Annotated in this window: 13 protein-coding genes and 1 pseudogene; 1 reads left to right on the forward strand and 13 read right to left on the reverse strand. The window is 35.7% G+C overall.

The features are described from left to right. Positions 1–57: 57 nt before the first annotated feature. Entirely contained in the window at positions 58–369 is a 312-nt protein-coding gene (locus NYE63_RS15905) for a helix-turn-helix transcriptional regulator (protein ID WP_342605785.1), read from the reverse strand. Positions 370–820: 451 nt separating this feature from the next. Between NYE63_RS15905 and NYE63_RS15910 the strand changes: the two genes are divergently transcribed. Continuing rightward, positions 821–2,779 carry a sigma 54-interacting transcriptional regulator gene (locus NYE63_RS15910; RefSeq protein ID WP_342601838.1) on the forward strand — a complete coding sequence of 653 codons (1,959 nt, stop codon included), beginning with the start codon at positions 821–823 and terminating at the stop codon, positions 2,777–2,779. A 321-nt stretch (positions 2,780–3,100) separates the two neighbouring features. Here NYE63_RS15910 and NYE63_RS15915 read toward each other — a convergent pair whose 3' ends face one another. The 12 genes and pseudogenes from NYE63_RS15915 to NYE63_RS15970 all read right to left on the reverse strand — a co-directional run bounded on the left by NYE63_RS15915 (position 3,101) and on the right by NYE63_RS15970 (position 16,782). Beyond that, on the reverse strand, positions 3,101–4,405 hold the full coding sequence (locus NYE63_RS15915; RefSeq protein ID WP_342601839.1) for an MFS transporter: 1,305 nt from the start codon (positions 4,403–4,405) through the stop codon (positions 3,101–3,103). A gap of 326 nt (positions 4,406–4,731) precedes the next feature. Then, complete coding sequence (locus NYE63_RS15920) at positions 4,732–4,893, reverse strand: hypothetical protein (RefSeq protein ID WP_342601840.1); 162 nt, start codon at positions 4,891–4,893, stop codon at positions 4,732–4,734. 22 nt (positions 4,894–4,915) lie between these two features. Then, entirely contained in the window at positions 4,916–5,737 is an 822-nt protein-coding gene (locus NYE63_RS15925; protein ID WP_342601841.1) for a glucose 1-dehydrogenase, read from the reverse strand. A gap of 1,283 nt (positions 5,738–7,020) precedes the next feature. Then, positions 7,021–7,539, reverse strand: coding sequence for a nuclear transport factor 2 family protein (locus NYE63_RS15930; protein ID WP_342601842.1), 519 nt, complete (start codon positions 7,537–7,539; stop codon positions 7,021–7,023). A 66-nt stretch (positions 7,540–7,605) separates the two neighbouring features. Continuing rightward, on the reverse strand, positions 7,606–8,304 hold the full coding sequence (locus NYE63_RS15935; RefSeq protein WP_342601843.1) for an EthD family reductase: 699 nt from the start codon (positions 8,302–8,304) through the stop codon (positions 7,606–7,608). Positions 8,305–8,370: 66 nt separating this feature from the next. Beyond that, on the reverse strand, positions 8,371–9,726 hold the full coding sequence (locus NYE63_RS15940) for an MFS transporter (RefSeq protein ID WP_342605788.1): 1,356 nt from the start codon (positions 9,724–9,726) through the stop codon (positions 8,371–8,373). A 540-nt stretch (positions 9,727–10,266) separates the two neighbouring features. Further along, positions 10,267–11,280: pseudogene (namA, locus tag NYE63_RS15945) on the reverse strand (NADPH dehydrogenase NamA); the annotation flags it as partial. Positions 11,281–11,961: 681 nt separating this feature from the next. Further along, positions 11,962–13,404, reverse strand: a complete 1,443-nt coding sequence (locus tag NYE63_RS15950; protein ID WP_342601844.1) for an aldehyde dehydrogenase family protein — start codon at positions 13,402–13,404, stop codon at positions 11,962–11,964. 65 nt (positions 13,405–13,469) lie between these two features. Further along, on the reverse strand, positions 13,470–14,525 hold the full coding sequence (locus tag NYE63_RS15955) for a zinc-dependent alcohol dehydrogenase family protein (RefSeq protein ID WP_342601845.1): 1,056 nt from the start codon (positions 14,523–14,525) through the stop codon (positions 13,470–13,472). 66 nt (positions 14,526–14,591) lie between these two features. Beyond that, positions 14,592–15,278: an EthD family reductase gene (locus NYE63_RS15960; RefSeq protein ID WP_342601846.1), complete on the reverse strand. Its 687-nt coding sequence runs from the start codon at positions 15,276–15,278 to the stop codon at positions 14,592–14,594. Between the two features lie 50 nt (positions 15,279–15,328). Next, on the reverse strand, positions 15,329–16,075 hold the full coding sequence (locus NYE63_RS15965; protein ID WP_342601847.1) for a glucose 1-dehydrogenase: 747 nt from the start codon (positions 16,073–16,075) through the stop codon (positions 15,329–15,331). Positions 16,076–16,320: 245 nt separating this feature from the next. Next, on the reverse strand, positions 16,321–16,782 hold the full coding sequence (locus NYE63_RS15970; protein ID WP_342601848.1) for a MaoC/PaaZ C-terminal domain-containing protein: 462 nt from the start codon (positions 16,780–16,782) through the stop codon (positions 16,321–16,323). Between the last annotated feature and the right edge of the window lie 184 nt (positions 16,783–16,966).

The following is a 16,966-nucleotide window of genomic DNA, read 5'->3' on the forward strand; positions in this document are numbered from 1 at the left end:
TTTTATATATATATCTAGAAATATAGATGTATATTTTTAAAAAAAAGCACCTCCCTTTTATAATTCATTTTGAACATATTCAGTAAATTGACGAATGGTCTTCTCGTTTCGTCGATAATACGTCCACTGTCCTACTCGTTCAGATTCTAATAACCCAGCTTTTTGCATGGTTAATAAATAACCAGAGATCACAGACTGCGCCATTCCAGCCTTTGCTTGTATATCTCCAACACATACCCCAATTTTAAAATCAACATCTTCAGGAATATGACACTGTACCTCGAAATGCTCGGCGGGATTCTTTAGCCAATGTAAAATTTGATGACGTGTTTCGTTAGACAAAGCTTTGTATATTAATAAAGGTTCCATAGGTGTTATTATATCTATTTTTATAGATATGTCAATATAATGCTCATAATATCTTGATAACATGTTTTTTAAGCTGATTAAAAATCAAAATAGTTTTGAAAAGTGTACTTTTACTAACACAATAAAATGACTTTTTTCGAATGCCCTTACAAAAATATCTAGAGATTTTTCACTTTTAGGCTAGGCAAATTAAATGATTGCCTGTTCCCATTTAATCTATTTGGAGAAGTTTTGGTCGGTGCTATGATCGTGCAAGAGCTGTTGCTGTTGTTATAGAAGTACGTGATTCTTAATTTAAAATCATTTTATTGTAATGTTCCGTATTCCATATATAATTATATATAGATAAATATTTTGAATATTTTAACAAAAATAAATTTCTTATTACCTTACCTAGCTATTATTTAATTTTCCTTTTTAAAGCGTTTACATAAGGAGGCACAAAAAGAGCATGGCAGGATTTAATCTTACAACTAATCAAAAAAGGGTACGTAAGTCTTGGGAAAATTTTATAAATGATGGTGTTGTCGATAATCAGCTTTCTCATTATATAACGCAGTCATGGATCTATAGTAAGCAGCAAAATATAGATCCGTTTATTTCTAGTCACCCTGTTGACTATAATAGTTATGAAAATTACGTAAACAATAACAATTTATTTTTGAGTACAGCTGACGAGACTATTGAACAACTTAAAAACTATTTAGAATCTTCTTCTTCTATTATTGAATACTTTAACTCAGATGCTATGTTGCTAAAAGTTTTTGGTGATCATTCACTTAGAAAGCGGCTAGAGATGATTGGTATCGCTCCTGGTGCAATAGCGAATCAACAATTAATCGGTACAAATGCTATTTCATTAGCCTTAGATCATGATCGGCCTATATTTGTCTCCGGTGCCGAACATTTTTGTGCACTTTTTCATGACATCAGTTGCTTTGCCATTCCTATACACAATAATAAAACTAACAAAATTATCGGTGTTCTAGATATTACTGGACCTCAAGAAATATTTACACCTCATACGTTTGGTTTAGTGCAGGCTAGTGTGTACGCTATTGAGGAAAGATTAGAGAAACATTATCTAAAACAAGAATCCACATTAATAGATTACTACATTAGCCAATTATCTCAAGGTGCTAATTCTATACTAGCTATTAATAAGGATGAACAAATCATCCGTTGTTCTGAACAAGCTCTTCTCCTTTTAGGGAAGAGTTTACAACAGGAGCCGACTAGAAATTTAGTTAAAGCTTTAGGATTGCTAAATCTCAAAAAATATATGAAAACGAATGAACCTGAAATTGAATTTTATGATACATTTCCAAATGGCCTGGAAATTCGTATTATTTTAAAACGCGTTTGGGATAACGGTGAGTTTATTGGTTGGATTTTAAAAATGTATCCTATAGGAAGAAAGGCAGACAAACTCATACAAAAAAAAGCTTCTTCTTTTGATGAATTAATTGGAAGCAGCCCATTTTTCCAAAAAGCAATTCAAAAAGCAAAACAAGTAGCTACAAGTCAACCCAATATATTGATTTTAGGCGAAACTGGTACAGGAAAAGAAATGTTTGCCAGAGCAATACACCAAAAGAGCGAAAGGAAAACAAAACCATTTGTAGCGGTTAATTGTGGTGCTATTCCAAAAGAATTAATTGGCAGTGAACTTTTTGGATTTGAAGATGGTGCTTTTTCAGGTGCTAAAAAAGGAGGACAAAAGGGAAAATTTGAGTTAGCCAACAAAGGGACAATTTTTCTCGATGAGGTCGGGGAACTACCATTAGAACATCAAGTTTATTTATTAAGGGTACTACAAGAAAAAGAGTTTTATCGTTTAGGTGGGAAAAATCCCATACCTACCGATGTGCGAGTGATCGCTGCTACAAATGTAGATCTCCTCGAAGCAGTAAGTAAAAAGCAATTTCGTGAAGATTTGTATTTTCGATTAAACGTTGTTAACTTAAGGCTCCCAACTTTAAGCGAACGCGGAAAAGATGATATTATCCAGCTCGTGAACTATTTTCTAACCCTATATAATCATCAAGAACAAAAAAATGTTTCATTAACCAAAGAAGTATTAGAGTATTTAGGTACTTATCCTTGGCGTGGAAATGTAAGAGAACTTGAAAATAATATCTATCGATTAGTTGTATTAGCTACTCAGGACACAATCGCTTTAGAGGGTGTTCTTGATATGTTAGATGATGATAAGCACACTGTAATGCCAACAGAAAATAAGGGTGGTTTACGTACTATCGATGAGATAGAACGAAAAGAAATTTTACGGGTTCTTCATTACTATAATGGAAATCTTACAAAAACAGCAAAAGAACTGCAAATTTCTCGTGCTACGCTATACCGTAAAATGGAAAAATACAGTATCACCAAAGGACAGGTTATCCAATAAAATAACTTGTCCATCAATTTTATGCCGGACTTTGAAGGTTGTTTAAGTCAAAAATCTTCCTAAACGATGGACAAGTTATTTCGCTTGATTTAGAAATTAAGCAACACCTGAACAGAATCAAACCTTCACATTTTACAGCATTCAAAAAACTTTCTCATTATCATAGAGGTGAGGAAATTGAACAATAACTGATTCAGAATATATTTGAAGATGCTCATGAATTAAATGTTTTATTTAATACAGCACTTTCAACTTGCCCTGTAACAGTATTAATGGAGGTCATATACGACCTCCATTAATACTGTTATGCTATTTAACACTTTAAATTTTTGAAAAATAGGCAGCGATTATGCTTACTAAAGTAACAACCCCAATAAAGGCCATTGCCATTGTTACACTTCCTGTTGTATCAATAATTATTCCTAAAATAGGTGCAATGACCAGACCTCCGATGTTTGAAATTGTGACAATAAAACCACCGGTCTGATAGGTTGCCTGAGGTTGGGATAATTCTGGAGCCCATGTCCAATAAGTTCCACCATAAAGAGATGCTGCAGTAAACATAATACAGAGGTAAATAGTCAAGATGCTATTGGGTACTGTAGGCAATAATAAAATCAAAGTACCTGCTAAAAGAGCTCCTATCACATTTGTTTGATATCTTTCGCTTTTGAATACTTTATCCGAAAGCATTCCTCCGATGGGTGCTGCTACTAATTTAAAGAAAAATGTGGTTCCTAAAATTGAAGATGCTACAACCAAACTTAAGCCTCTAGATTGCTCTAGATACAATGGTAAAGCATAAGTTAGTCCGTAGAGAGTTACTGCCGTACCGGCACCGTAAATGCCTGAAAACCAAACACGACGGTTTCTCATTACTTCTTTCATATTGCCCGGCTTTGGTAAATGATCGAACCTCGTTGATTTTTTATTTTCTGCAACAGGTGGAAGAAAATCATCCATGGATTTGACAAAAGGATAGGCCTTTTGAAAGTCTTTCACCGTAAAGAGAAATAGTAATACGCTAACGAAGCTTGGAACGAAAACCATCCATAAATTAGCCATTTGCCAGGTCATTCCACTTTGCAGGAGAATGGGCCCAATAAATGAAGCTAAAGTAAATCCGATACCGAGGAACCCCATTAATATACCCGTTGCAAGACCACGTTTATTTTTAGGGAACCAAAGTGATGCATGGGCAGCAAGAGTAGAATTCATTAACCCCCCTGTACATCCTTGAAGAAGCTTTAAAAAGAGAAGACCGCCAAAAGCTTGACCTACAACAGGCAGCAGCAAAGCTGAAAGAATATTTATAAGCATACCGATCAAAACAATCTTCTTAACGCCGATTCTTGCAGCCCAATTCCCTGCGAATATTGGGACCACAGTAAACGTAAACATAAAAGCTGTTGTTAAAAGTGAAAGCTTTGTCGCACTAATTCCCCAATCTTGTTGGATAATAGTTCCAAACACAGAGGTCATAGCTAAACTGATAAAAGATGTCATAAAGCATAGTAAGCTTACCACCAATACCCACCAACTGTATAATGGGGTTTTCTCTAATTGAATAATCAGTTCATGCTTGTCCGTGTATTCGGGAGTTGCCACTTGTAAATTATTATCCACACAATCACCCTTCTTTCAGCAAGTTAATCCAATGCATAATTCTTTAGGAACTTTTTTAACATTTTCATCCATTAATCTCGAACTTTCTTAAAAGGCGCCTAAAGGTTTTAATTTTAAATAATTTGCTTTATGAATTCCTAAACATCTCATCTTCATCTACCTAAGTTATTCAAATATCTGCCGCTATCGCCATTACCGTGTTAAAGTTTCTGACCGTCTTGTAATAAATGAAGTACCCATTCTTATCAGCTTTCCAAGCTTTAAACAAAGCTACGTTAGCATAAACGGCTTTTCTAAAACGTACTTTACATTATCAATCCACTTTACTACTTTTCATCACCCGAAACGGCTTCATTAGTACCTGCTTCATTTTTCAAATCAACAGCTATCACTTTAGCTCCTTCATTAGCAAATGCTTGAGCTTTCCCCATTCTTTGAGCAGCACTAGTATTAAAACTACTTGTGCAGTGAATCTTCTCATAATTCATAACTCTTTTTCTTAATTACTTGTTATTGTGCGGTATAACCACCATCAATAACTAAATGTGCCCCTGTAACAAACTTCGATTCATCTGACGCTAAGAACAATACGCCATATGCTACATCTTCTGGTTCACCCAGACTATTAATTGGATGTTTCTTTACCATTACTTTTTCATATGCTTCGAACCCGCCTTCACCTCTTGATGCAAATTCTTTAACGAGAGGCGTTAATATTGTACCTGGATGAACGGAGTTTACACGAATTTTGTCTTTTCCATATGTAACTGCATCTTTTTTAGTCATAATGGTCACGGCTCCTTTTGCAGCATGATATGGAGCAAGTTCATGAGATCCTACTAGTCCATAAATGGAAGAAAAATTAACAATGCTTCCTTTTTTATTTTTCTTCATATACGGAATGACATGCTTGGTTCCAAAGAATACCCCTTTTACATCTACCGCAAATACATTATCCCATTCTTGCTCTTCCACTTCATGAGTAGGCTTATCGATACCAAGAACCCCTGCATTGTTGATTAAAATGTCAATTTTCCCAAACGTTTCATATATATTTTTGAAAATGATTTCCACATCACTTTCCACAGCAACATTTAATTTCCAAAATTGTGCTTGTCCACCGTTCATTTGAATCTCTTCAGCAGTTTTTGTTCCTAATTCTTCATTAATATCTGTAACTGCTACTACTGCTCCTTCTTTAGCAAATAATTTTGCTACAGCCTGACCCATGCCAGTTGCAGCTCCTGTAATAATTACTACTTTATCTTGTAAACGACCCATTTTTATTTCCACCGCCTGATTTTTAAATTTAGGACTTTTTATTTCATGCATTTTCCTTTTCAATATGAAATTACAATTCAAATTCCCTTACAACTTTTTCAGTTAGTCGTACTGTGCCACAGGCCATATTCTCAGCTTTTTCTCTACTTTCAGTGGATGGCAATTACATTATAATCATGGCCAAGGTATGCCCAGGAAGGCTAATTGCACGAATTTCCTGCTCTCCATAAGGAATTATATATTTGATACCGCTTACAAAATAGTCTGAAGAAAAAGAAGTTATGAGCCTTCTTTCTTTCAGCCTCTAATTGGATAAAGTAGGTCAATTCTTTTTCTTGGACTAGGACTTCTGTATCTGTTTCCGCAAAAAGACACGCATTCCCTGCATGATTACAATGTAGATGGCTAGTGTCCAGATTCAACTGTTTTAAGCGTGATTCGAAAAAATTCTTCATCCGAAGGATTATACTCTGCTCCATCCTGCTATTCTTGAGGCCATTTTTCCTACCAGTTTCTCCAAATCGATGCATCAAAAAGTGTTTTACCATTCGGATAATCAAACGTAAGTAAAGGAGGGACATACGTACCATTCACATGGTTTCTCCTTGTTGTGATCATTTATCTTCCATCGGTTAGCAATGCATCTTTTTCTAATCCTAAAGCTCCGCATTAAAGTGCTTTTATTTAATTATTTTCCATATTATTAACTCCTTTCTCGTAAACCCAAAATGAAATCACTCACCTTTTATATTGCAAATAACGTGCCAACATAAAAAAACATTAAAAATGCTTATTAATATGGGATAAATAATTAAAAGGGATAAAGTTGAATAAACATAAGTTAGTATAGTACGTATCAATTTAATACAGTTGTTTAAAAACTGTCTCAAATAAGAAGGGAGTGTCCAGTATTGAAACATATTTTTGTCATTATTTCGACCTAAAAAAATTATTGTGTTAAGTAAAAAGGATTATTGCAGCTTGGTTTCGGATAAATGTGGCTTATCATTACTTGCTCGCCGCTATTTCCAAATCGTTCAACTGATGAACGGTCCAATGTAATCGTATGTATAATAAATATTAGATGCCGCAAGACATTCATTAATATAAGGTAACACTTTAAATCTCAGATTAAGTTACTGTCTAGATCTTTTAAAACCGTACGTAAAAATGCATACCTCAACTAAAAAATTAAGTGAGGTATGCATTGATAATACTAAATTATTTTATTAATATTTATTAAACATTCAAATTGCATAGCCGTTCCTACTAGATGAGGCACTTAAGGAGGTGTTGAGCATGTCCTATTGGAAAGGGACACGTTCGCAACTGCTTTAACCGAGCCACTGCTGACGAACCCACCCCTCAGTCCACTGCGATGCCTGGTGGATAACGCCGCTGAGTTCCTTAAAGTACCACTTTCCATTAATCTTGACGAACTGATCAACATAGTTTCCAGTTAAGATGACGGCGTCCTTTTGGGACCTGTCATTTTCACGAATAATGCTGCAGAGGCATAGCAGATAAAACTTGCCGGTAGCACTATTTCCATCCGAAGCCACATCGATTTCGGGTGCCAAAACGTAGTGCAAAGCCCAAACAATGTCCTTAGCCAAAGCAGTGAAATGTTTCTTCATCTCTTCATGACCAGTAGCCTCGCCCCCAACACCCGTTACGATCCAATGTCCATCATCGGTAAATAAAGAAGCAATCCCATCCGGATTATATTGGTTATCGCAGTAGCCTGCGTATTGGTACTTAAGCTGTTTGATTGCCTCGATATCCTCAAGCCGGGTCAGTCTTTGTTCCAGGCTGAGTTTTTCCCCTGTTAATGATTCGTTAAAATTTGACATTTTTGATGTTCCCTCCCTCTAATGATTTCCACTTTATTTACAATCAAAAAATTAGATTGTTTAGATTTAGAAGACTCGATGAGTTTCTGTCGTGAAAGTCGTTATTTCTTCTATAAAAATTTTTGCGTGGTTTATGGCCTTCAGCGCAGTTGGAGCAGAAAAGGAAGACTCCATACTATCTTTATCCTTGAACCAAAGTTCAACGATCCCGTCAACAGGCAGTTCTTCATATGAAACTGATTTACCACCGATACTTCGATCGATGACCAGGTTCTGCGTATAACCTAAAACACCCGGCAGTGTATCCGGAACCATTTCTGCATGAACTTTACACCATTCATGCTTAAATTTCTCAGGACTAACCCCTGAGGGACGCTTGAGAAGTTGGATCATCTTATAGAACCCCTTATCGCTTACTGTAGGTACCACTATATTCTGCTTAGTTACAACTGTTTGTAAGTCTGCAATAAATTGCTTTCCATCGTCAGCGAGTTCCTTCATAACATTTGATTTTAAAGCAGTCTCCATTGAAGACAGGTCATCAAACCAGAGCTTAGAAAAAGCGTCTATTTGATTATAGTTTCTAGGATAATCTTGGTCACCAAGCCCAGTGGGCTGTGTAGACTCACCCACATGATATTGTTCGTACCTATGCAATCCTGGAATCTTTACAACGATCTGACCATGAACCTCCAGATAATGATTTCTGAAAGTTTTGATAGAAAGTTCCTCTTTCTTTCGTAAAATACATATACTTGCGATCATATGGCACATCCTCTCTATAATTCTCAAAATATTTCATAAGAGAGGTACATAAAAAAAGCAACTCTCTTACCCTTCCTTCGCAGTTACTTTATACTCTTTTCCCATATCCTTTTTCTTCTGGGACTTTACAAATAAAATAAGAATAGCGGCAATAAAATAAACAATAGCTATAAATCCCATTCCACCGTTAAGTTCACTTCCTCCAGTTTGACTAGCTTTAGACATTAACGCACCTACAACTACCGGTCCTATAAATCCCCCTAAATTCCCTACAGCAGAAAAAACACCTGTTAATCCACCAAGTAAACCGGAAGGTATTAAATCCGATAATGATGAAAGATAAACGGCCGATGCCGATACTGCACCTGTTACTGCAATAGTAAGGAATAAGATGGTCAGCCAGAAGTTTACGGTAGAAACAACCAGCAAAAGTAGAATCGATACTCCTGACATGGTTTGAAGAATCGCTAACAGCCCTTTTCTATTTCTCCATTTATCATTTATTATTCCTACTGCAATCATTCCTACCGTAGCTGCTATCCATGGCAGCATAGAAATAAAACCAATCGCTGTATATCCTAAACTTGATGTTTTTTCTATAATGACGGGCATCCACATAAAAATACCGTAATTTCCAATTACCATCCCCAGCCAGGCCAATGTTGTCAAAATAAAACTTGAATTCAACGCTGCCTTCCAGTATGTTTTCTCTTTTACAACTTTTTCTTCTTTTGCCTCTCTATCTAATTCGGCTAGAAGATATAATCTTTCTTGTTCAGAAAACTTTTTACTTGTTGCCCACTTCGGATGGTCTGGCACCACAATATAAAAAACGATAGCAAAAATAACAGCTGGAATTCCTTGGAGGATAAACATCCATCTCCAGCCCGGAAGTTCCGCCCAGTTAAGGGAGGCGACCATATATCCGGAGACAGGGGACATCACTAAGGGAGCCAGTGCTTGATAAAGCATGAAAGTACTGGTTGCACGCCCCCGCTCTCTTGCAGGAAACCAGTTATTAACCAGAACATACATTGTAGGAAGCATTCCGCCTTCGGCTACTCCCAGTAAAAAACGCATAATGATAAATATAGTAATATTATTTGCAAAGCCTTGCAGAGAGGAAAACACACCTAACAGTATACCTAGAATTAAAATGTTTCGTTTCGCACTTTTATGACTGGCCAAGTGACCTGCAGGAACTTGTAAAATCATATAACCAATAAAGAAAATTCCTGTTATAAAACCGCTTACCGATGAAGTGACAGCAAATGATTCTTCAATTCCAGATAAAGCGAATGAAATATTTGTTCGATCCAAATAAGCAAACATATACATCACTAACATCATTGGCGCTATTACCTGCCAACGATAACTTTTTAATATCCCTGTGCCTATTGAATTTTCATTTTCTATTTGCATCAAATTTAACCTCCTAATACAAGCACTTTAATAGCATTTTGCATTAACATAAAGGTAAGTAGCAAATTAGCATGAGTGTTCAGTTTTCGCGCAGTATCTTTGAAACCGATTGAGTCCACAATTTGATTAATTTCGTTATCAGGAAGTTTTGTGGAATATTATTCATAATCATCAGGTATAATAGATTAATTTCCCAATCTATTTTTCTAGTTCATTTACATTCTCAGGCGACAGTTTAGCAATATCCACTGTTTGCTCAACAGGCACTAGTCCAAATACTTCTTCTTTGCGCAAACAATAAGAAATATCCTCAAACAGCCTTTTTACGGAAGCGCTTTCAAGACATAATATATTTCCCCCAGGTTCAATATTTGCCTTTTCATATTCTCCAGTGAGCTATTGAAATAAAATTCTATAATACATTAATCAATAGTAAGTTTTATATACTACTGACTATTCTTTAATGGGCATTAATGTCTCTCTCCCCGTAGCCCATCTTTTTCCTAAGTCATTGTCTTTTTTCTTGGGTAACACTTCTTTCCAAGCCATACTATATTGTCTTGCAGATTCAATAGAAGTTCCTAAATCTCTCGCTGCTTGCAATGGCCAAAAGGGATTTCTTAACAACTCTCTAGCAATAAATACTAAGTCTGCTCTATCATTTCTTAATATTTCTTCTGCTTGAACTCCATTTAATATAAGACCAACTGCACCTGTTGGTATACCTGAAGCTCTCTTAATTTGTTCAGCTAACGGAACCTGGTATCCTGGATATGATTCAACTTTATTTGGAATAATAGCTCCTGAACTAACATCAATCAGATCTACTCCCTGTTCCTTCATTTTCTTAGAGTAGTAAATATAATCTTCTATTGTATTGCCGTCCTTATGATATTCATTTGCAGAGATACGTACAAACAATGGTCCATCCCAAACACTTTTTACTTCATGTATTAATTCTCTTAAGAAACGATACCTATTTTCTCGTACACCTCCATATTCATCAGTCCTTTTATTTGACAATGGAGATAAGAATTGATGTATCAAATATCCATGTGCGCCGTGTAATTCAATTACATCAAACCCTGCTTCTTTAGCTCTCAATGCTCCTTTCTTAAAGTCATTAATGATTCTCTGAATATCCATAGCAGACATTTCTTGAGGTACCTTCATCCCCTCTTGTGGAAATGAGATTGGAGATGCTGAAATAATAGGTCCAGGTACTATTGCCTTTCTGCCAGCATGAGCTAGCTGAATCCCAATTTTCGCATCATTCTCGTGTACTGCCTTAACTATTTCTTTCAATCCCGATACATGCTTATCATTCCAAATGCCTAAATCTGTTACCGAGATTCTCCCTTGAGAGTCAACTGAAGTAGATTCCAAGAAAATCAGTCCTACTTGACCTAGCGAGCGACTCACATAGTGATGAATATGAAAGTCATTAACTTTTCCATCCTCATTCATTGATGAATGCATACACATCGGTGACATTACAATCCGATTTTTAAGTATCAAATTTTTGATTTGATAAGAAGTGAACAACTTACTCATTTTTTCCCATCCTTTCGAATATCTTTAAAAATAGAGTTGAGAATACACTTTTGCGAATTCTTACGCTTTCACCTCCTTAAAATATTAAATTTTGAATTTTCTGAAATTTATTACGAAAAATATAATAATTTTCCTCTATTATAGATGAGACTTTTTTCATTTCTGATGTTTAAATGTTTGTCAAAATATATAACAATTAACAACATGAGACCAACTGGTCATAAAGATTAACACCTAACACAGTGTTTAAAGATACTATTGATCCAACTGACAAACCAAAATTACTACCATTCATTTTTGAATGTTACAGCGCAAGCAATTTTCCCTATAACTGCAATTTTCTGTAAAACATTTTTTTATATTTTTTGACGTTTAAAACTTCGGGTTTGACAAAACAACCACAAGTAAAAACAAATCTGCTAAAATGGTATTTCTTTAAAAAACAGATTCGAAAGTTGTGGCCATATTTTTTTCTAGTATTAACTTACATAAATCCCCCCTTTCAATTTTCAGTGTTGAACCGATCACCAACTTAGTGTTGAAATAAATGTGAGAAAAGAATTTGCATTATGTTTTAATCCGAATTATTCAGTGAAACTCTCTGAATAATTCGGATGATATTCTATTGAACAATATTCAAATAATTCCCTTTTAACTCTTAGACCAGTTTATTTTAATTTCTCAACTAAAATGAGACATGACCCCTCTAAGAACTATATTTTTAATCTGCGTGAATTCTTCCATTGTGTAAGCCGTTCCTTCCCTGCCAATTCCGCTTTTCTTATATCCACCGAATGCGCTGCAATCTGGTCTGTAACAATTTCCACCGTTTATGGAAACCATTCCAGCTTCAATTCGATTTGCGGCTTCCATAGCTTTATAAATATCCTTCGTAAATACTGCTCCACCTAATCCAAAAGAAGAACTGTTTGTAATCTCTATAGCTTCATCGATACCTTCAAAAGGTATTAGACAAAATACAGGGCCAAATATTTCTTCATCTTTTGCTATATCCATATGTTTACTAGCTTCTAAAACTGTTGGTTCAACAAAAGCATCCTTCCTCTTTCCGCCCAGAAGTAGCTTAGCACCATTAGAAACAGCGTTGTTTATTTGACTTTCAATGTGTTCTGCGGCTTTAACATTAATAACTGGACCAATATCACTATTATTATCTAGTGGATCTCCGTATTTTTTAATAGATACAACTTCAATTAATTTCTCTTTAAACTCATTAAATCGTGATTTTTCTACTAAAATTCTTTTAGTAGATACACATACTTGACCATTTCCATATAACCTTCCCATTACTGCATGCTCTAAAGCTAAATCAATATCAGCATCTTCAAAAACCGTAAAGGCATCATTTCCACTTAGTTCTAAGAAAGTCCTTGTAATATTTTTGGAAGCATTCCGAGAAATGATTTCTCCTACTCTACTACTCCCTGTAAAACTAATTGCGTTAACTTGAGGACTCTTTGACAAATAATCTCCAACTACTTCACCATATCCTGTTACAACTTGCAGAACATTGCCTGGGACTCCAGCCTCTAACAGCATTTCAGCCATGCGAATACAAGTAAGAGAATCATCCTCTGGTGGTTTTACGATTATTGCATTTCCTGAGGCTAAAGCAGCTCCGACCTTCTGTGCGAAAAGTTCTGCTGGAAAATTAAATGCTAAGATACCAACAATAACTCCTAACGGTTCCCGTTTTGTTAAAAGAAAATCACTTTCTAAGCCAGGTTGAATGTCTAGTGGAATAGTTTGTCCAAATAATCTTTTTGATTCTTCAGCAAATCCTTCAAAAATCCTTGCAGCTGTCGCAAGTTCATTTTGTGCATGAGCAAGAGGTTTACCGCTTTCTACACATAGTAGCTGTGCTAATTCTTCAGAATTGCTTCTTAAATTTCCCACAAATTTTTTAATAATATCTACTCTTTTATAGGTAGGAGTAGTGGACCAAATCTTAGCTCCTTCTAAAGAGGCCTCAATTGCTTCTTGTGCATCTTCAATTGTCCCAGCAGGAATTGTGTCAATTACTTCCATAGTAGCCATGTTTAACGTTTCAATTACGATGTTATTAGATGCATCTTTCTTTTGACCGTTTATTAACATTTTCATATTAAAAATCCGCCCTTTTCATTAAATTTTGCATTATTTCATAAGCTCGCTCTTAAAACATTAATTTATTCCCAACGGTTAAGTACACTTACTCCAGCTGAACTAAAATCTCCCATGGACATTAAAATTTCCCCAGCTTCTTTAAGCCCTACAGTGTTTGTGATCAGTGCTCCTGGCTTTAAAATATTACTCTCAACCATACGTAACATATCTGGATAGCGAGAAATTGGCATATTAGCAGAGCCAATTACTGAAAGCTCACTAAGGACGATATTATCAATTGGTAGTGCGATCATACCTTTTTCTTCTTTTGAAGTTAGCCCAACTTGTAAAAGACGTCCTCTTTTTCTTAAGCTACTGATTGCATTTTGACAAGTCAATGCTATCCCTAAAGCATCAACCGCGACATGTACCCCACCCTTTGTAATTTCCTTAATTTCATTTACTGCATCCTTTTCTTTTCCATTTATAACAACAGACGCCCCCAATGATTTAGCTAGTTTAAGAGCTTCGTTATTAATATCAACCGCAATTACTTTTGCTCCAATAGCCGATGCTATGTGGATTGCTGAAAGTCCAAGACCTCCACAACCATGAACTGCAACCCATTCGCCTGGACTTACGCGAGCTTGATCGATAATTCCATGAAAAGCAGTCATAAATCTGCAGCCTAGTCCAGCTGCCTCTTCAAATGTAATGCTATCAGCTAAATGTATAAGATTCCGATCTGCATCTGGGATATGAACATAGCGACCATATCCACCCCAATAATTCGTTCCAGCAAATACTACGTTATCACATACATTGCTATAACCACTTTGACAATAATCGCATGTGCCATCTCCATGTGCATGAGGAACAAGAATTCTATCACCTTTTTTAAATTTCGTAACATTTTTACCTACCTCTTCAATTACACCTGAAAACTCATGGCCCATAACATGTGGAAGTTCTAAGTTTAATCCAATCCAATCCCAGTCTCCCTTCCATAGATGCCAATCGCTTCGACAAATCCCATTAGCCTCTACTCTCACAATTACACCGTTTTCAGTCAGTTCCGGATCTGGCAGGTTCAAAATTTCTAAATCTTTACTAAATTCTGTTAATGTTAATGCTTTCATTATCTTTTCTCCCTTCATTTCACTAAATTGAATTACGAAAATTAATGTAATATGATTTTGTATTTATTAAACAATTTGATGTGTTTGCACAATAAAAGTAGTAATTTCTCCGATAAAAGTTCTCGCATGAGCCATTGTTTTTTGTCCAGCTTCAGAAGCAAATGCAGACTCTAAACTTTTGGTATCCTGGAACCAAAGTTCAACGACGCCATCAATTGATTCATCTTCATAATTTACCGACCTGACTCTTTCAATATCTCGTTCCAAAACATAGTTCTGTTTATACCCTGCAACACCAGGCATTGCTTTCACAAGTTGAGAATGAACTTCTGCCCATTCACGTTCGAACGTCTCGATATCTATATCTGATCGACGTTTGAGAAGTGACATTCTTTTAATGAGCGGCTTGTCATTGGCAACTGGTATTACTTCATTTGGCTTCAATGAAATTAATTGCATACCTCCTATGAAGTTCTGTTCATCTTTGGCAAGTGTATTAACGGTGTCGGCTGTAAAGCTGCGTTTCATAGACGACAAATCATCAAACCAAAGTTGAGAAAAACCATGAACAGAAAGAGAACTTCTAGGAAAGTTAATGCCCAATTGTTCAGAATCAATCACATGATTCTGCTGATACCTTTGTAACTCTGGGATCTTTGCGGCAATTGGACCATGGACTTCAAGCCAATGCTTTCGGAATTCCTCGGAATTAAGTTTTTCTGACTTCCGCAAAATACCCATTCTTACGATCATATTGTTTCCCCCTCACCATATTTCAGCTAACCTTCAATGTTTTCGTGAATTTATTGCGCCGTATATCCACCGTCAATTACCAACTCACTACCTGTCACAAACTTGGATTCGTCTGATGCCAAATAAAGAGCACCATAAGCAATATCTTCAGGTTTTCCGAGTTCTGGCCAAGGAGTTTTCTTCTTTAAAGGATGACCGTCATCCGTCACTAAATCATTACTCATAGGTGTTTCAATAACACCAGGGTGTATAGAATTCACTCTAATATAGCTTTTGCTTAATTCAACTGCAGCAGCTTTACTCATCAACCTTACTGCTCCTTTCGAAGCGTGATAGGCTATAGAGCCTTCACTACCTACTAAGCCATAAATAGAGGAAATGTTTATAATTGATCCACCACCTGATTTTTTCAATAGCGGTACAGAATATTTCATACCAAGGAAGGTTCCTTGAGTATTTACAGATTGAATTTGTTCAAACTCTTTTAAAGAAGCGACTTCTAATCCATTCCTTGAAAGAATACCAGCATTATTGACCAATATATCTAGTTTTCCGAATTTCTCTATTGCAGTGGCAACAACATGTTCCCACTCTTTTTCTGAAGAGACATTTTGTTTGATAGCAACGACTTCTCCACCGAGATCTTTTATTTCACTCTCAGTTCTACTAAGACCTGTTTCATCTACATCAGTTATAATTACTTTTGCTCCATGCTTAGAAAATAGCTTAGCTTCTGCTTTTCCTTGTCCACTGGCAGCACCTGTTATAATAGCTACTTTATTTTCTAATCGCTTCATTAGGGTTTCTCCTTTCTTCCAAACTGCAATCTTGTAATTTTACGGTATTAACAAGTCAATATCCAAAGGGCTTTTCATGATACAGGGTAAACGCTTTCAGAAACTTCTTTGGATTACTACATATTTATGAAAATTCTGTATGTTGCTGTTGCCTCATAGGAAATTTTTTTGACTTCTAAGAGTATCTATACATCGGAATGCTTTGTCCTTGTTCACTGATCTATCGCTATATGCTTAATACCCATCTATATTCTTAAAGAAGGAGAAGACATTTTTCTTTTCATTAATAGAACAATTTCTCCTTCTGAAACTAGTTCTTTACGTTGGTTGTAGACATAAACACTACGGGTTAACACGCCTCTATCTTTTTTTGAAGTTTCTTTCTTTTCTTTAACAACAAATTTTGAATAAATTGTATCTCCTGGAATTACTCCTTTTTTAAAGGTCCAATTAATCTCCAAAAGACCAAGAGCTGTGTTATTAACATTCCCCATCATTGCTTGTAACCCCGTAACTACTGAAACAGATAATAGTCCATGGGCCACCCTTGTTTTAAAAGGGGTTTCTTTAGCAAATTCCTCATCAATATGTAGTGCATTGAAATCACCAGACAGACCTGTGAATTGAACAACATCAGTTTCTGTAATTGTTCGACGCGGAGAAATCATTTCATCACCTAGAGAAAAGTCATCAAAGTAGAGTTCCATTTATTTCGCTCCTTTTAGAATAATGGTTTTCAATAATAGTACTGATAAATTAAATTGTTAATTCCTTACACAAAGTAATATAATTATCAATTTACTAATTTATCATTTATTTACATATAGGTTAATTCTGAATGTATACGCACAGGGGTATACATTGACTTGTGATTATATTCTTAACATGTAT

Source organism: Peribacillus sp. FSL E2-0159, assembly GCF_038643155.1.
In the GTDB taxonomy this organism is placed as follows: Bacteria; Bacillota; Bacilli; order Bacillales; family DSM-1321; genus Peribacillus; species Peribacillus simplex.

Coding starts and splice junctions, on each gene's coding strand:
- NYE63_RS15970 (WP_342601848.1), bottom strand. CDS start 16,782: ATGGAACTCTACTTTGATGACTTTTCTCTAGGTGATGAAATGATTTCT.
- NYE63_RS15920 (WP_342601840.1), bottom strand. CDS start 4,893: ATGAATTATGAGAAGATTCACTGCACAAGTAGTTTTAATACTAGTGCT.
- NYE63_RS15925 (WP_342601841.1), bottom strand. CDS start 5,737: ATGCATGAAATAAAAAGTCCTAAATTTAAAAATCAGGCGGTGGAAATA.
- NYE63_RS15905 (WP_342605785.1), bottom strand. CDS start 369: ATGGAACCTTTATTAATATACAAAGCTTTGTCTAACGAAACACGTCAT.
- NYE63_RS15910 (WP_342601838.1), top strand. CDS start 821: ATGGCAGGATTTAATCTTACAACTAATCAAAAAAGGGTACGTAAGTCT.
- NYE63_RS15930 (WP_342601842.1), bottom strand. CDS start 7,539: ATGTCAAATTTTAACGAATCATTAACAGGGGAAAAACTCAGCCTGGAA.
- NYE63_RS15935 (WP_342601843.1), bottom strand. CDS start 8,304: ATGATCGCAAGTATATGTATTTTACGAAAGAAAGAGGAACTTTCTATC.
- NYE63_RS15955 (WP_342601845.1), bottom strand. CDS start 14,525: ATGAAAGCATTAACATTAACAGAATTTAGTAAAGATTTAGAAATTTTG.
- NYE63_RS15950 (WP_342601844.1), bottom strand. CDS start 13,404: ATGAAAATGTTAATAAACGGTCAAAAGAAAGATGCATCTAATAACATC.
- NYE63_RS15940 (WP_342605788.1), bottom strand. CDS start 9,726: ATGCAAATAGAAAATGAAAATTCAATAGGCACAGGGATATTAAAAAGT.
- NYE63_RS15960 (WP_342601846.1), bottom strand. CDS start 15,278: ATGATCGTAAGAATGGGTATTTTGCGGAAGTCAGAAAAACTTAATTCC.
- NYE63_RS15965 (WP_342601847.1), bottom strand. CDS start 16,075: ATGAAGCGATTAGAAAATAAAGTAGCTATTATAACAGGTGCTGCCAGT.